Origin of the sequence: Marinobacter sp. EN3 (assembly GCF_000475315.1) — a bacterium.
Classification (GTDB): domain Bacteria; phylum Pseudomonadota; class Gammaproteobacteria; order Pseudomonadales; family Oleiphilaceae; genus Marinobacter; species Marinobacter nauticus.
The window spans coordinates 1-15,049 of the sequence record NZ_AXCC01000049.1; the positions used below are offsets into that span (position 1 = coordinate 1).

The following is a 15,049-nucleotide window of genomic DNA, read 5'->3' on the forward strand; positions in this document are numbered from 1 at the left end:
AGAGCCAGAGCCAGAGCCAGATTTGCCCCAATTCGCTCCGGAAATGCCTGGCTCATACGTGCCAATAGGTGAGCTGCGAGCGCGGGAAGGGTGGACACTGCAACTGGTTGCCGGTAATTACGAGTCGACCGTACTGGAGGTGCTTGGCCGGGCATCTGACGAGTCCGCCCTCGAGTATACTGTCGGTGAAAGGCAAGGGCGCCAGTGGTTCATGTTGTTGTATGGCCGCTTCGCCAGTCAGGCTGAAGCGCAGGCTGCGGCGCGTAATCTTCCCCCGGAGTTGGGGGTGAGCAATGCCTGGGCGCGCGCATTCAGGAGTCTGTAGGCTTGCACCATGGTGGTGCGTTTTTCGGGGTGGCGGTGGTCCGAACAGCGAAAAAAATTGTATACGTAGTTTCACGTGTGTAAAATCCCTTCCCCCTTTTTTTCGGTGTCAGCGCATTTCTTGCACCATTTCGGTGCAATGGCGTCGCTGGCGGGAAGCATTTACACGCGAGAGAACGCTTATGACAACAGGCTTGTATCATCCTGATGAGTTCAGGGACAACTGCGGTTTTGGCCTGATTGCCCACATGAAGGGCGAAGCGAGCCATAAGCTGTTGCAGACAGCCATTGAATCTCTGACCTGCATGACCCACCGGGGCGGCATTGCTGCCGATGGCAAGACGGGTGATGGTTGTGGTCTGCTTATTCAGAGCCCCAAGGCCTTCCTCTATAAAGCTGCCCAGGCAGCCTTCGGCAAAAAACCTGGCGACTTGTTTGCGGTTGGCCAGGTTTTTTTGGCTAAGGACGACGCAAAAGCGTCTGCTGGCCGATCAGCTATTGAAAAAAGGCTGACGGAGCAAGGCCTTGAAATTATGGGTTGGCGGGAAGTGCCGGTCGATGACAGTTGCCTTGGCCCTATGGCTCTGGATTGTCTGCCGCGCATCGAACAGGTATTTGTAGAGCCCGGCGGCAAGGAAGAAAAAGAATTTGCGATCAGTCTGTTCGTAGGGCGCCGCCATGCTGAACGAGATATGGCGGAAGACCCGGAATTCTATATCTGCAGTCTTTCCCATAAGACGTTGGCCTACAAAGGCCTGATGATGCCCGCGGATCTGGCCAACTTCTACAAGGATCTTGGTGATCCGGATCTGCAAACGGCCATCTGTGTTTTCCACCAGCGCTTCTCGACCAACACCATGCCGCGTTGGCCGCTGGCGCAGCCGTTCCGGTTCCTGGCCCATAATGGTGAGATAAACACCATCGACGGTAACCGTAACTGGGCAATTGCCCGCGCAGCCAAGTTCAGCTCACCGGATTTGCCGGATCTGCAGACCCTGCAGCCGCTGGTTAACCTTACTGGCTCCGACTCCTCAAGCATGGACAACATGCTGGAAGTGCTCTTGGCAGGTGGTGTTGACCTGTTCCGGGCGGTGCGCATGATGATTCCGCCTGCCTGGCAGAATGTTGATACCATGGATTCTGAGCTGCGGGCCTTTTACGAGTACAACTCCATGCATATGGAGCCTTGGGATGGCCCGGCGGGCCTGGTAATGTCAGATGGCCGTTATGCGCTGTGTATGCTGGATCGCAATGGTCTGCGTCCCGCACGCTGGGTTATCACCAAGGACGATTTCATCACCCTGGCCTCGGAAGTAGGTACCTACAGCTACTCACCGGATGATGTGGTGGCCAAGGGGCGGGTTGGCCCGGGTCAGATGCTGGCCATCGATACCGAATCCGGCGAGGTCCTGCATACCGGGGATATCGACCAGCGGCTCAAAAAAGCCCAGCCCTACAAGCGCTGGCTCAAGGACAATGCACTGCGAGTCGAGACCACGCTGAATCAGGCGACCCCGGAATTCAAGCTGATGGAATCCGACGAGCTTCTGGTTCATCAGAAGATGTTCAATATCTCGTTTGAAGAGCGGGACCAGGTGCTGCGCCCACTGGCTGAGAGTGCCCAGGAGGCGGTCGGTTCCATGGGGGACGATACCCCGATGGCGGTTCTGTCCAGCAAGGTGCGCCATGTGGCGGATTACTTCCGGCAGAAATTCGCGCAGGTCACCAACCCGCCCATTGATCCTCTCCGTGAGACCATCGTCATGTCTCTGGAGACTTGTCTGGGCGCGGAACAGAACGTTTTCGAGGAGTCTCCGGAGCACGCTAACCGGATTATCCTGACCACGCCGGTGCTGTCGCCGGCCAAGTTCCTGAAGATCAGCAATAACGATCGCCCGGGATTTGAGGTGGCAAAAATCGCCCTGAGCTATCGTCCTGAAGAGGGCTTGGAGCAGGCGGTTCGTCGGGTATGCGACGAAGCCGAACAAGTTGTGCGTGATGGCAAGGTGTTGCTGATTCTAAGCGATAAGGACCTGGCTCAAGGCGATCTTCCGATCAATGCCCTGATGGCCACCGGCGCAGTGCACCATCACCTGGTGGCGAGAGGTCTGCGCTGCGATTCCAACATCATTGTTGAGACCGGCTGGGCTCGGGATCCGCATCACTTTGCGGTACTGTTCGGATTTGGTGCTACGGCGGTCTACCCGTACCTGGCGTACCAGATCCTGAACGATCTGATTCGCACTGGCGAAATGCTGATGGATCCGATCGAAGCCAAGAACAATTACCGTAAGGGCATCAACAAGGGCTTGCTGAAGATCCTGTCGAAGATGGGTATCTCCACCATTACCTCCTATCGCGGTGCCCAACTGTTTGAAGCCATTGGTCTTGCCGACAATGTGGTAGACCTGTGTTTCAAAGGCGTGCCGAGCCGGATTCAGGGCGCCGACTTCTTCGATTTCCAGCAGGATCAGGAGCAGTTGGCCGCGGTTGCCTGGAAGCCCCGTAAGCCTATTTCCCAGGGCGGCCTGCTCAAGTACGTGCATGGCCAGGAATATCACGCCTTCAACCCGGATGTGGTGGGCAAACTGCAGGATGCCGTGATAAGTGGCGACTATGGCACCTACAAGGAATACGCCGGTCTGGTCAATGAGCGCCCGGTTGCCACCCTGCGCGACCTGCTGGTGTTCCGTGAGGGCATCCAGTCAATTGACCTGAGCGACGTTGAGCCCGTGGAGAATATTTTCCCGCGTTTTGACTCTGCGGCGATGTCTCTCGGTGCCCTGTCGCCGGAGGCGCACGAGGCTCTGGCCGTGGCCATGAACACGCTGGGTGGTCGTTCCAACTCCGGTGAGGGCGGCGAAGACCCGGCCCGTCACGGCACTAACAAGCGTTCCAAGATCAAGCAGGTGGCTTCCGGTCGTTTCGGTGTGACCGCTGAGTACCTGCGTAGCGCCGATGTTATGCAGATCAAGGTAGCTCAGGGTGCCAAGCCGGGTGAAGGCGGCCAGTTGCCGGGCGGTAAGGTGAATGACCTGATCGCGCGCCTGCGTTACTCGGTGCCCGGTGTCACCCTGATTTCGCCACCGCCGCACCACGACATCTACTCCATTGAAGACCTGGCGCAGCTGATCTTCGACCTGAAACAGGTGAACCCGGAGGCGCTGGTGTCCGTCAAGCTGGTATCAGAGCCCGGGGTGGGCACGATTGCCGCGGGCGTTGCCAAGGCTTATGCCGACCTGATTACGGTTTCCGGTTATGACGGCGGTACCGCAGCCAGTCCGCTGACCTCAATCCGCTACGCAGGCTCCCCCTGGGAGCTGGGCCTGACGGAAACCCAGCAGGCGCTGCGCGCCAATGATCTGCGAGGCAAGATTCGCCTGCAGACCGACGGCGGCATCAAGACTGGTCTGGACGTGGTGAAAGCCGCGATTCTGGGCGCGGAGAGCTTTGGCTTCGGCACCACTCCGATGGTGGCGTTGGGTTGTAAATACCTGCGGATCTGCCACTTGAATAACTGTGCGACGGGTGTCGCGACACAGAACGACTATCTGCGCGAAGAGCACTTCAAGGGCACCGTGGAAATGGCCATGAACTTCTTCCGCTTTGTGGCGGAGGAAACTCGCGAATGGCTGGCGAAGCTGGGTGTGCGTTCTCTGGAAGAGTTGGTCGGCCGTGTTGATCTGCTGGAGCGTCTGCCGGGTAATACCGAGCGCCAGAAGAAGCTGGATCTGACCCGTCTGCTGCAGAATGACCACATTCCGGCTGACAAGCCGCACACCTGTCAGATTGAGCGCAACAAGCCGTTCGATGAAGGTAAGCTGGCGGAGCAGATGGTGCAGGACACCGCTGCTGCCATCGCTGAGAAGTCCGGCGGTGCCTGGAGTTACCGGGTGACCAACTGTGACCGTTCTATTGGTGCACGCCTGTCTGGCGAGATTGCCGCCCGTTACGGCAATCAGGGCATGACCGATGCGCCCATCACTCTGGACCTGACCGGCACCGCTGGCCAGAGTTTTGGTGTCTGGAACGTCGGTGGTCTGAACCTGATTCTGGAGGGTGATGCTAACGACTACGTAGGTAAAGGCATGACCGGCGGTAAGCTGGTCGTCAAGCCGCCCCGTGGTAGTGATTTCGAGACCCAGGAAACCTCCATTGTCGGTAACACCTGTCTGTATGGCGCAACTGGTGGCAAGCTGTTTGCGGCCGGCACCGCCGGTGAGCGCTTTGCGGTTCGTAACTCCGGCGCCCATGCCGTGGTTGAAGGTGCTGGCGATCACTGCTGCGAATACATGACGGGTGGTCTGGTCACCGTGCTGGGGTCCACCGGCTACAACTTTGGTGCCGGCATGACCGGCGGGTTCGCCTATGTGCTGGACCTGGACAACACCTTTGTGGACAAATACAACCATGAACTGGTTGAGATCCAGCGTATTTCCCGTGAAGACATGGAAGCCTACCGGAACCACCTGCGTGGCGTGATCCGGGAGCACATCTCCGAAACCGGAAGTGCCTGGGCAGAGCACCTACTTGAAGATTTCGACGATTACATCGGCCGTTTCTGGCTGGTCAAGCCCAAGGCCGCGAACCTTCGCAGCCTGCTGGCAAGCACCCGCGCCCGTCCGGAATAACGGGCAGGTCCAACAAGGTTGATGGGTCGCACTCCGGTGCGGCCCCCGTCGAAATCGAGCTGATGAGAGTGGCAACATGAAAGAACGTCTCAACAATGACTTTCAGTTTGTGGAAGTTGGGCGGGTAGACCCGAAGAAGGTGCCTGCCAAGAAGCGCAAAAAGGAATTCGGGGAAATCTATCACCCGTTCAGCGAAACCCATGCGGCCTCCCAGTCCCATCGCTGCCTGGCGTGTGGTAACCCGTACTGTGAATGGAAGTGCCCGGTACACAACTATATTCCGAACTGGCTGAAGCTGGTGTCGGAGGGCAACATCATGAAGGCGGTGGAGCTGTGTCACCAGACTAACTCCCTGCCGGAAGTCTGTGGTCGTGTGTGCCCGCAGGATCGCCTGTGTGAAGGTGCCTGCACCCTGAATGATGGCTACGGCGCGGTTACCATCGGTTCTGTTGAGAAGTACATTACCGACACCGCATTTGCGCTGGGCTGGAAACCGGATATGTCCAATGTCACCTGGACTGACAAGAAGGTGGCTGTGATTGGCGCTGGCCCCGCAGGGCTTGGTTGTGCTGATGTTCTGGTGCGCAACGGCGTCAAGCCTGTGGTGTTTGATCGTTACCCGGAGATCGGTGGCCTGCTGACCTTCGGTATTCCTGAGTTCAAGCTGGAAAAATCCGTCATGTCCCGCCGCCGCAAGGTGTTCGAGGAAATGGGCGTGGAGTTCCGTCTGAGTACCGAGGTGGGTAAAGACGTTCAGTTGAACAAGATCCTGGAAGAGTTCGATGCCGTCTTTATGGGCATGGGTACCTACACCTACATGAAAGGTGGGTTTCCCGGTGAGGAGCTGCCGGGTGTCTATGACGCCCTGCCGTTCCTGATTTCGAATGTTAACCGTCGCCTGGGTTTCGAGAAAAAGGAATCTGACTTCATCGATATGAAAGGCAAGCGTGTTGTGGTGCTGGGTGGTGGTGACACCGCTATGGACTGTAACCGGACTTCCATTCGCCAGCAGGCCGAGAGCGTGACCTGTGCCTATCGCCGCGATGAGGCCAACATGCCTGGCTCCCGTCGGGAAGTGGCCAACGCGAAAGAGGAGGGCGTCAAGTTCCTGTTCAACCGTCAGCCCATCGCCATCATCGGTGAAGACCGTGTTGAGGGTGTAAAGGTAGTCACCACGGAGCTGGGCGAGCCGGACGAAAACGGCCGTCGTCGTCCGGAAGTGGTTCCGGGCAGTGAGGAAGTGATTCCGGCTGATGCCGTGCTGGTAGCGTTCGGCTTCCGCCCGAGCCCAGCACCCTGGTTTGAAGAGCTGGGCGTGAACACGGACGACTCCGGTCGGGTGACTGCGGCAGAAGAAGCCGAGTTTCCGTTCCAGACCAGCAATGCCAAGATTTTCGCTGGTGGCGACATGGTGCGTGGCTCGGATCTGGTGGTTACCGCAATCTGGGAAGGACGTCAGGCGGCCGAAGGCATCCTGGACTACCTGGACGTTTAACGCTGGATTGACCAGAGTCAGAAAGGGCGGCTTGCTAAGGGTAAGCCGCCCTTTTTTATTCGTGTAAACGGGGTATCATTGCTCCCCATTGTCTCTGACCATTTTTACCGACGAGAACGGGAAACTCTATGACCGAGCTGAAGAACGATCGCTTCCTGCGCGCCCTGATGCGCCAGCCTGTAGACCGCACCCCGGTGTGGATGATGCGCCAGGCAGGCCGTTACCTGCCGGAATACCGCGCAACCCGGGCCAAGGCCGGCGACTTCCTCAGTTTGTGCAAAAACACCCCGCTGGCCTGTGAGGTTACCCTGCAGCCGCTGGAGCGTTACCCCCTGGATGCCGCCATCCTGTTTTCTGACATTCTGACCATTCCCGATGCTCTAGGGCTGGGGCTCTATTTCGAAACTGGCGAAGGCCCGAAATTCCGTAAGGTCATTCGTTCGGAAGCAGATGTGGATGCACTGCCCAGGATGAATGCCGAGTCTGACCTGGACTACGTGATGAATGCGGTGTCTACCATTCGCCGGGAGCTGAATGGCCGCGTGCCGCTGATCGGTTTCTCTGGCAGTCCCTGGACTCTGGCCACCTACATGATTGAAGGTGGATCTTCCAAGACCTTCTCGGAAGCCAAGAAGTTGATGTACGGTCAGCCGGAGGTGATGCATCGTCTGTTGGACCATCTGGCGGATTCGGTCATTGACTACCTCAATGGCCAGATCAAGGCCGGCGCCCAGGCTGTGCAGATTTTTGATACCTGGGGTGGTGTGTTGAGCAGTTGGGCCTATGAAGAGTTTTCCCTGCGCTACATGAAGAAGATTGTTGATGGTCTGATTCGCGAGAGCGAAGGTCGCCGTGTGCCGGTGATTGTTTTCACCAAGAACGGTGGTCAGTGGCTGGAGTCTATCGCTGATTGTGGCGCCGATGCTGTGGGGCTGGACTGGACGACGGACATCGGCAACGCCCGTGCCCGCGTGGGCGACAAGGTGGCCCTGCAGGGCAACATGGACCCGGCCATGCTGTATGCGCCGAAGGCGCGCATTCGCCAGGAGGTGGCGGATATCCTGAAGCGCTATGGTTCTGGCTCGGGGCATGTGTTCAACCTTGGGCATGGGATTACGCCGGATGTGGACCCAGAGCATGCCGGGGCGTTCATTGAGGCGGTTGTTGAGCTTAGTGGGCAGTATCACCAGCGAAGCTAAACTAGGAGATTGCCGTCATTTGTAGCCTGCGAGCTTGGTGCTTGCGGGCTGGTGGAACGGCCTCCGAAAAACCGCTACGAGCACTTCCCTGTGCGCTTCTCTCCGGCCATCCATGGCCTCCGACATTTTTCGGAGGCCGTTCCACCAGCCCGCTAATCAACCCTCTGGAAGTATCCTCTCTAGAATGGATGCAGCGTTTTCGGACGGTGGCTTCTCTCGCTGTGGTTGCTGGAGGTTCTTTGCTGTACTCCCTTTTGTGCCCGGTCTATAGTCATAGAAAGCAATGACTTTTGATCCGGAGCATTCCCTTGTCTGCTAAAACCTCAGAAAAACGCCGGTTTCACCGAATCAGTTTCGATGCCCCCTGTGAGCTGCATTGTCAGGACCAGGTGTGGTCAACGGAGGTGTTGGATATTTCCCTGAAGGGCGTTCTCGTTCAGCGGCCAGAAGGATGGAAGGTTCCTCTGAACAAGCCCTGTGAAGTGGTGATTCACCTGAATGAGCATGAAGCTGCGATTGTAATGGCGGTGGAGTTGAAGCATGTGGAGGATCATCGGCTGGGATTTCGCTGCCAGTACATTGATCTGGACAGTGCATCGCATTTGAAGCGGTTGGTAGAGCTGAATCTGGGGGATCAGGCGCTTTTGGAGAGAGAGTTTGCGCATCTCATTGATTGATAGTTTTGCGGGGATTTGATGTGGATAGGTCCAATGTTTGGTTATTGCGGGCTATTTCACTCAGGTTGCTAGGCTGGTGTTGGAGAACGCTTCAAAAAATTTCGGAGGCCATGGATGGCCGGAGAGAAGCGCACATGGATGTGCTCGTAGCGGTTTTTTGAAGCGTTCTCCAACAGCAGCCCGACGCTAAAGCCAGAAGGCTAGGGCCAAAACTCAAAGCTCCTCAAGAGCCGAAAGAGCATCCGAAAGCTTGGTCACCGGAATCACTTTCATGCCATCGACAGGCTTACGCGGAACGTTGGCCTTGGGCACCAAAGCCCGGGTAAAACCGTGCTTGGCCGCCTCGTAGATACGCTCCTGGCCGCTTGGTACCGGCCGGATCTCCCCAGACAAGCCAACTTCGCCAAAAATCACCAGATCCTGCGGCAGCGCCCGATTCCGGAATGACGAAACCACAGCTGACAGCAAAGCAAGATCCGCACTGGTTTCGTTGACCTTCACACCGGCCACCACATTCACAAACACATCCTGATCGGCCACATGCATGCCGCCATGGCGGTGCAGCACGGCCAGAAGCATCGCTAAGCGGTTCTGGTCAGTCCCTACCGCTACCCGTCTCGGGTAGCTCCCCTGGGCCATGTCCACGAGGGCCTGAATCTCCACCAGCATCGGCCGAGTGCCTTCCCAGACCACCATCACCACGCTACCCGGCGCCGCTTCCTCGCCTCGATTGAGGAAGATGGCGCTGGGGTTTTTTACTTCCTTCAAACCTTGTTCCAGCATGGCGAACACGCCCAACTCATTAACCGCGCCGAAGCGGTTCTTGATGCCGCGCAGGGTTCGGTAGCGGCTGTCGCTGGAGCCCTCCAGCAGGATCGAGCAGTCAATCATGTGTTCGAGCACCTTCGGCCCCGCCAGGCTGCCATCTTTGGTGACGTGCCCCACCAGCAAGAGGATGGTGCCGGTTTGCTTGGCAAAGCGGGTCAGAAAGGCGGCGCTTTCCCGAACCTGGGATACCGAGCCAGGGGCGGATTCAATGTCCGCGACATGCATTACCTGGATACTGTCGATTACCAGAATGCGGGGCTTCTCCGCTTCCGCCACCTGCATAAGCCGCTCAACGGAGGTTTCCGAGAGCATTTTCAGGTCTTTGGTGGGCAGGCCCAGCCGCTTGGCGCGCATGGCCACCTGTTGCAGGGATTCCTCACCGGTGACGTACAGCGCTGAGTGCTTCTCGGCCAGTTGGCAAACCGCCTGCAGTAGCAGGGTACTTTTGCCCGCGCCGGGGTGACCGCCCATGAGTACCGCCGAGCCTTCCACCAGGCCGCCACCCAGGACACGGTCGAATTCCTGCATGCCGGTGCTGATGCGTGCCTGCTCTGCCAGACTGACTTCGTCCAGGCTTTTTACCTCCGATAAGCTGCCGGCATAACCCTCAAAGCGGGCGCTGCGAGCACCTTTGCCGGGGCCTGAGACGCCGCGTACTTCGCTGATGGTGTTCCAGGCCTGGCAGGCGGTACATTGGCCCTGCCACTTGGAATAGTCGGCACCACACTCGGTGCAGACAAAGGCGGTTTTGGCTTTGGCCATGGGTATGGTTCCGTGTCGGGCAGATCGGGGAGGGCAAGCGGGCCGACGCGAAGGCCGGCCCGGTCATCGGTTACGCCAGTTTCTTGTACTTCATACGCTTGGGCTGCATGGCGGAGTCGCCTTTGCGCTTCTTGAAGTCGGCGTCGTAATCGGTGAAGTTGCCTTCGAAGTAGACTACTTCGCCGTCGTCTTCGAACGCCAGGATGTGGGTCGCTACCCGGTCCAGGAACCAGCGGTCGTGCGAGATCACCAGGGCGGAGCCCGGGAAGTTCAGCAGGGCTTCTTCCAGAGCGCGCAGGGTTTCCACGTCAAGGTCGTTGGTGGGTTCGTCCAGCAGCAGCACGTTGCCACCCTGTTTCAGCAGCTTGGCCAGGTGCAGGCGGTTGCGCTCACCGCCGGACAGGTCGCCCACCCGTTTCTGCTGGTCAGTGCCCTTGAAGTTGAAGCGGCCCACGTAGGCCCGGGACGGGGTCTCGTAGTTACCGACCTTGATGATGTCCTGGCCGTCGGAAAGCTCTTCCCATACAGTCTTGCTGCCGTCGAGATCGCGCATCTGATCCACGTAGGCCAGTTCCACGGTTTCACCAACGGTGATGGTGCCAGAGTCCGGCTTGTCCATGCCTGCGATCATCTTGAACAGCGTGGATTTGCCTGCGCCGTTACCACCGATGATGCCAACAATCGCACCCGGTGGAACGTGGAACGAGACATTCTCGTACAGCAGGCGGTCGCCGAAGGCCTTGCTGATGCCGTCCACCTCGATCACCTTGTCGCCAAGGCGAGGTCCGGGCGGGATATACAGTTCGTTGGTTTCGTTGCGCTTCTGGAATTCCTGGGAGCTCATCTCCTCGAAGCGGGCCAGTCGTGCCTTGCTCTTGGACTGGCGGCCCTTGGCGTTGGTGCGTACCCATTCCAGCTCGTGCTTGATGGCTTTCTGGTGAGCGGCCTCCTGCTTGGCCTCCATCTCCAGGCGCTTCTCTTTGTTCTCCAGCCACTGACTGTAGTTGCCCTCGAACGGAATGCCGTGGCCACGGTCCAGTTCCAGGATCCAGCCGGCGACGTTGTCCAGGAAGTAACGGTCGTGAGTGATGGCGACAACGGTGCCGTCGTAATCGTGCAGGAAGCGCTCCAGCCAGGCCACGGATTCGGCATCCAGGTGGTTGGTAGGCTCGTCCAGCAGGAGCATGTCAGGGCCGGACAGCAGCAGGCGGCAAAGGGCCACACGGCGGCGCTCACCACCTGACAGCACTTTTACCTTCTGGTCCCAGGCCGGCAGTCGCAGGGCGTCTGCCGCCACTTCCATCTTGCGCTCTATGTCGTGGCCATCGGTAGCCTGGATAATGGCTTCCAGTTCGCCCTGTTTCTTGGCCAGTTCGTCAAAGTCCGCATCCGGCTCGGCGTAGGCGGCGTAAACCTTGTCCAGCTCCGCCAGAGCGTTGTGTACGTGCGAGACGGACTCGTCAACGATTTCCTTTACGGTCTTCTCCTCGTCCAATTCCGGCTCCTGCGGCAGGTAGCCCACATTGATGCCGGGCTGTGGCCGGGCCTCACCGATGTAATCCTGGTCCACACCCGCCATAATACGCAGCAGGGTGGATTTACCGGCGCCGTTCAGACCAAGTACGCCGATTTTGGCGCCCGGGAAGAAGCTCAGAGAGATGTCTTTCAGAATTTCCCGCTTGGGCGGTACCACCTTGCCCACGCGGTTCATGGTGTATACGTATTGAGCCATTTTGGCATATTCCTTTTATCAAACAGTAGCTTGAAAAATGAAAGCACGTCAGGCGACTGATCGAGGACTTCGGGGTGAGCGATCCGGGATCGTCAAAATCAGGGATGATTTTGTCGAGCGTACAGGGACGTATTTACAGCGTATCCCGGATCGCTCACCCCGAAGGCCGATACCACGGACGTCGGTACCTGAGAACAATAACCGGGTAAGGTATCTAAAGCGTTCCGCGATAGCAATTGACAGCCTCCGGTGTGCCGGTATCTGCGGACGGCATAAAGGATGATTTTCAACCCGCTTTCAAGATAGAATAGCGGCCCAATTTTTCAGGGGTTCCGGCTTGCAAAGAGGCATCGCCGGGCCAGCCATACAGACAGGGGCAGCACATCCATGTTTACTCGTGATATGAAAATCGCCGGTTTCGATGACGAACTTTGGAACGCTATGCAGGCGGAAGAAAAGCGCCAGGAAGCACACATCGAACTGATCGCGTCTGAAAACTACACCAGCCCGCGGGTGATGGAAGCCCAAGGTAGTGTGCTGACCAACAAGTACGCTGAAGGTTACCCCGGCAAGCGTTACTACGGTGGCTGCGAGTTTGTGGACATCGCTGAAGATCTGGCCATTGCCCGCGCCAAGGAGCTGTTTGGTGCCGCCTACGCCAACGTGCAGCCGCACTCCGGTTCACAAGCCAACTCTGCGGTGTTCATGGCGCTGCTCAAGCCCGGTGATACCGTTCTGGGTATGAGTCTTGCTCACGGTGGCCACCTGACCCACGGTGCCAGCGTGAACTTCTCCGGCAAGATCTACAACGCGGTTCAGTATGGCCTGAACCCGGAGACCGGTCTGATCGATTATGACGAAGTGGAAGCTCTGGCTGTCGAGCACAAGCCGAAAATGATCATCGCGGGCTTCTCTGCTTACTCGCAGGAGCTGGACTTTGCCCGTTTCCGTGCCATCGCCGACAAGGTGGGCGCGTATCTGTTTGTTGACATGGCCCACGTGGCCGGTCTGGTCGCCGCTGGCGTCTACCCGGATCCGGTACCTCACGCCCACGTGGTTGCGACCACCACGCACAAAACCCTGCGCGGCCCACGTGGCGGCCTGATCCTGGCCTGTGACGACGAAGATCTGCAGAAGAAGCTGAACTCTGCTGTGTTCCCGGGCGGTCAGGGCGGCCCGTTGATGCACGTGATTGCGGCCAAGGCCGTGTGCTTCAAGGAAGCCATGAGCGACGAGTTCAAGGCCTACCAGCAGCAGGTCGTGAAGAACGCCGCCGCCATGGCAGAGGTGTTCATCGAGCGCGGCTTTGACGTGGTTTCCGGTGGTACCAAGAACCACCTGTTCCTGGTGAGCCTGATCAAACAGGACATTACCGGTAAAGACGCGGATGCCGCACTGGGCAAAGCGCACATTACCGTGAACAAGAACGCCGTGCCGAACGATCCTCGTTCACCGTTCGTAACGTCCGGACTGCGCATTGGTACTCCGGCGGTGACCACACGCGGCTTCAAGGAAGCCGAGTGTCGGAATCTGGCGGGCTGGATGTGTGACATCCTTGATAACCTTGAAGACGAAGCGGTTAATAGCCGTGTGCGGGAGCAGGTGGAAGCTGTCTGCGCGCGGTTCCCGGTCTACGGCTAACAGGCTTAGAGACAGGTCAGCCCGGGCGCTCCGGTGAGTGCCCGGGTTCTTTCTTTCCGGAGCAGGTGATTTATGCATTGTCCTTTCTGTGGTGAAGCCGATACCAAGGTGATTGATTCGCGCCTGGTGGCCGAGGGTGACCAGGTTCGCCGCCGCAGGGAGTGTCTGTCCTGCCGTGAGCGATTTACCACCTTTGAAACTGCCGAGTTGGTGATGCCCCGGGTCGTTAAGCAGGACGGTACCCGGCAGCCATTTGATGAAGAAAAGCTGCGGGCCGGCATCATGAAAGCTCTGGAAAAACGTCCGGTCAGCATTGAGGAAATCGATGCCGCCCTGAACCGTATCAAGTATCGTCTCCGCTCCACTGGTGAGCGCGAGGTCAAGTCGATGCAGTTGGGTGAGGAGGTAATGACCGAGCTGCGCCAACTGGACAAGGTTGCCTACGTGCGTTTTGCGTCGGTTTACCGCAGTTTTCAGGACATCAACGAGTTCAAGGAAGAGATCGAGCGGCTGTCCCAGGGCAATGGTGATGCCGCGGTGGATGTTGCCAGGGCATTGGTGGATAACGGTACAGACAAAGGCAAGGCATGATTTCGGACCGTGATCGGGCAATGATGGCCCGGGCCGTTCAACTGGCCTGGCGCGGTCGCTATTCCACCCATCCCAATCCCCGTGTTGGTTGTGTTATTGCCAAAGGCGATCTGATTGTGGGCGAGGGCTGGCACGAGCGTGCCGGTGAAGCCCATGCGGAAGTGCGTGCTTTGAGCCAGGCAGGCCATGAGGCTCGGGGAGCCACCGCCTACGTTACGCTGGAGCCGTGCAGCCACTACGGGCGCACGCCGCCCTGCGCACGGGCACTGATAGATGCCGGTGTGGCCCATGTGTTTGCCGCCACCAAAGACCCCAATCCGTCTGTGTCCGGTCGGGGGCTGGATATGCTCAGGGAGGCTGGCATACGGGTGACCGAAGGCGTGATGGCCGATGAGGCTGCGCGTCTGAATCCTGGCTTCATGAAGCGTATGAATACCGGCCGCCCCTGGGTTCGGCTGAAGATGGCGGCCAGTCTCGATGGCCGGACCGCCATGGCCAGTGGTGAAAGCCAGTGGATAACCGGCCCGGAGGCGCGCGCGGATGTGCAGCGTTTGCGGGCGATCAGCGACGCCATCCTCACCGGGGTAGGTACGGTACTGGCGGATGACCCCTCGTTGACCGTTCGGCGGGACGAGATGGGCGATATCGGCGATGCCACGGATCCGTCCCGGCAGCCGTTGCGGGTGATCGCCGACCGGGATGCCCGTACGCCGGCCACCGCCAGGATTCTTCAGGGTGGTAATGTGCAGGTATTCTGCGCCAGTTCGACACTGGCCTCCGGCCCGGCCCAGGATCTGGCTGCGCTGGGCGTCAGCCTGACCGGGGTTGCCTGGAAAGATAACGGTGTTGATGTCGCCGAGTTGCTGGACGCGCTGGGAGAGCTTGGTATTAACGAGTTGCTGGTTGAAGCCGGCCCTACGCTGGCCGGTACGTTCATCGGTGAAAATCTTGTGGACGAGCTCTGGCTCTACCAGGCCCCGGTTTTCCTGGGTAGTACCGGCAGGCCGACAGCGCATTTGCCGCTGGAGACCATGGCCGACAAAGTGCAATGGAAGGTGCTGGATCGTCGTCAGGTGGGTGAGGATCAGCGTCTGATCCTGGCTCGCCACTAATCATTCAATCCATTCCCCGTGAACCGGCTAGACTGTCGGGAGGGGTGAAAGGGTGCA

General features: G+C 58.5%; 10 protein-coding genes. 8 read left to right on the plus strand and 2 right to left on the minus strand.

What is annotated here, in order from left to right; genetic code table 11:
- The 5 genes from Q675_RS0119305 to Q675_RS32490 form a co-directional block, all read left to right on the plus strand.
- Window positions 1-325: SPOR domain-containing protein (locus tag Q675_RS0119305; RefSeq protein WP_031211587.1), on the plus strand; the 325-nt coding region annotated here is incomplete at its 5' end.
- Between the two features lie 181 nt (window positions 326-506).
- Window positions 507-4,955, plus strand: a complete 4,449-nt coding sequence (gltB, locus tag Q675_RS32475; RefSeq protein WP_023011675.1) for a glutamate synthase large subunit — start codon at window positions 507-509, stop codon at window positions 4,953-4,955.
- Between the two features lie 76 nt (window positions 4,956-5,031).
- On the plus strand, window positions 5,032-6,450 hold the full coding sequence (locus tag Q675_RS32480) for an FAD-dependent oxidoreductase (RefSeq protein WP_011784353.1): 1,419 nt from the start codon (window positions 5,032-5,034) through the stop codon (window positions 6,448-6,450).
- Between the two features lie 128 nt (window positions 6,451-6,578).
- Entirely contained in the window at window positions 6,579-7,649 is a 1,071-nt protein-coding gene (gene hemE / locus Q675_RS32485) for a uroporphyrinogen decarboxylase (protein ID WP_014420576.1), read from the plus strand.
- Between the two features lie 308 nt (window positions 7,650-7,957).
- A complete protein-coding gene (locus Q675_RS32490) occupies window positions 7,958-8,326 on the plus strand; it encodes a PilZ domain-containing protein (RefSeq protein WP_023011676.1) in 369 nt (122 codons plus the stop codon).
- Between the two features lie 213 nt (window positions 8,327-8,539).
- Here Q675_RS32490 and radA read toward each other — a convergent pair whose 3' ends face one another.
- Together radA and ettA are read right to left on the minus strand one after the other, a co-directional pair.
- On the minus strand, window positions 8,540-9,916 hold the full coding sequence (radA, locus tag Q675_RS32495) for a DNA repair protein RadA (protein WP_011784357.1): 1,377 nt from the start codon (window positions 9,914-9,916) through the stop codon (window positions 8,540-8,542).
- A gap of 70 nt (window positions 9,917-9,986) precedes the next feature.
- Window positions 9,987-11,648 (minus strand): energy-dependent translational throttle protein EttA, encoded by a 1,662-nt coding sequence (gene ettA / locus Q675_RS32500; RefSeq protein ID WP_011784358.1) that lies wholly within the window; start codon window positions 11,646-11,648, stop codon window positions 9,987-9,989.
- 387 nt (window positions 11,649-12,035) lie between these two features.
- Here ettA and glyA point away from each other — a divergent pair, with 387 nt between their 5' ends.
- The 3 genes from glyA to ribD all read left to right on the plus strand — a co-directional run bounded on the left by glyA (window position 12,036) and on the right by ribD (window position 14,992).
- A complete protein-coding gene (gene glyA, locus Q675_RS32505) occupies window positions 12,036-13,289 on the plus strand; it encodes a serine hydroxymethyltransferase (RefSeq protein ID WP_023011677.1) in 1,254 nt (417 codons plus the stop codon).
- Between the two features lie 72 nt (window positions 13,290-13,361).
- Entirely contained in the window at window positions 13,362-13,880 is a 519-nt protein-coding gene (gene nrdR / locus Q675_RS32510; protein WP_023011678.1) for a transcriptional regulator NrdR, read from the plus strand.
- A complete protein-coding gene (gene ribD / locus Q675_RS32515) occupies window positions 13,877-14,992 on the plus strand; it encodes a bifunctional diaminohydroxyphosphoribosylaminopyrimidine deaminase/5-amino-6-(5-phosphoribosylamino)uracil reductase RibD (protein ID WP_023011679.1) in 1,116 nt (371 codons plus the stop codon). The genes nrdR and ribD overlap by 4 nt, the downstream gene beginning before the upstream one ends.
- Window positions 14,993-15,049: the final 57 nt, after the last annotated feature.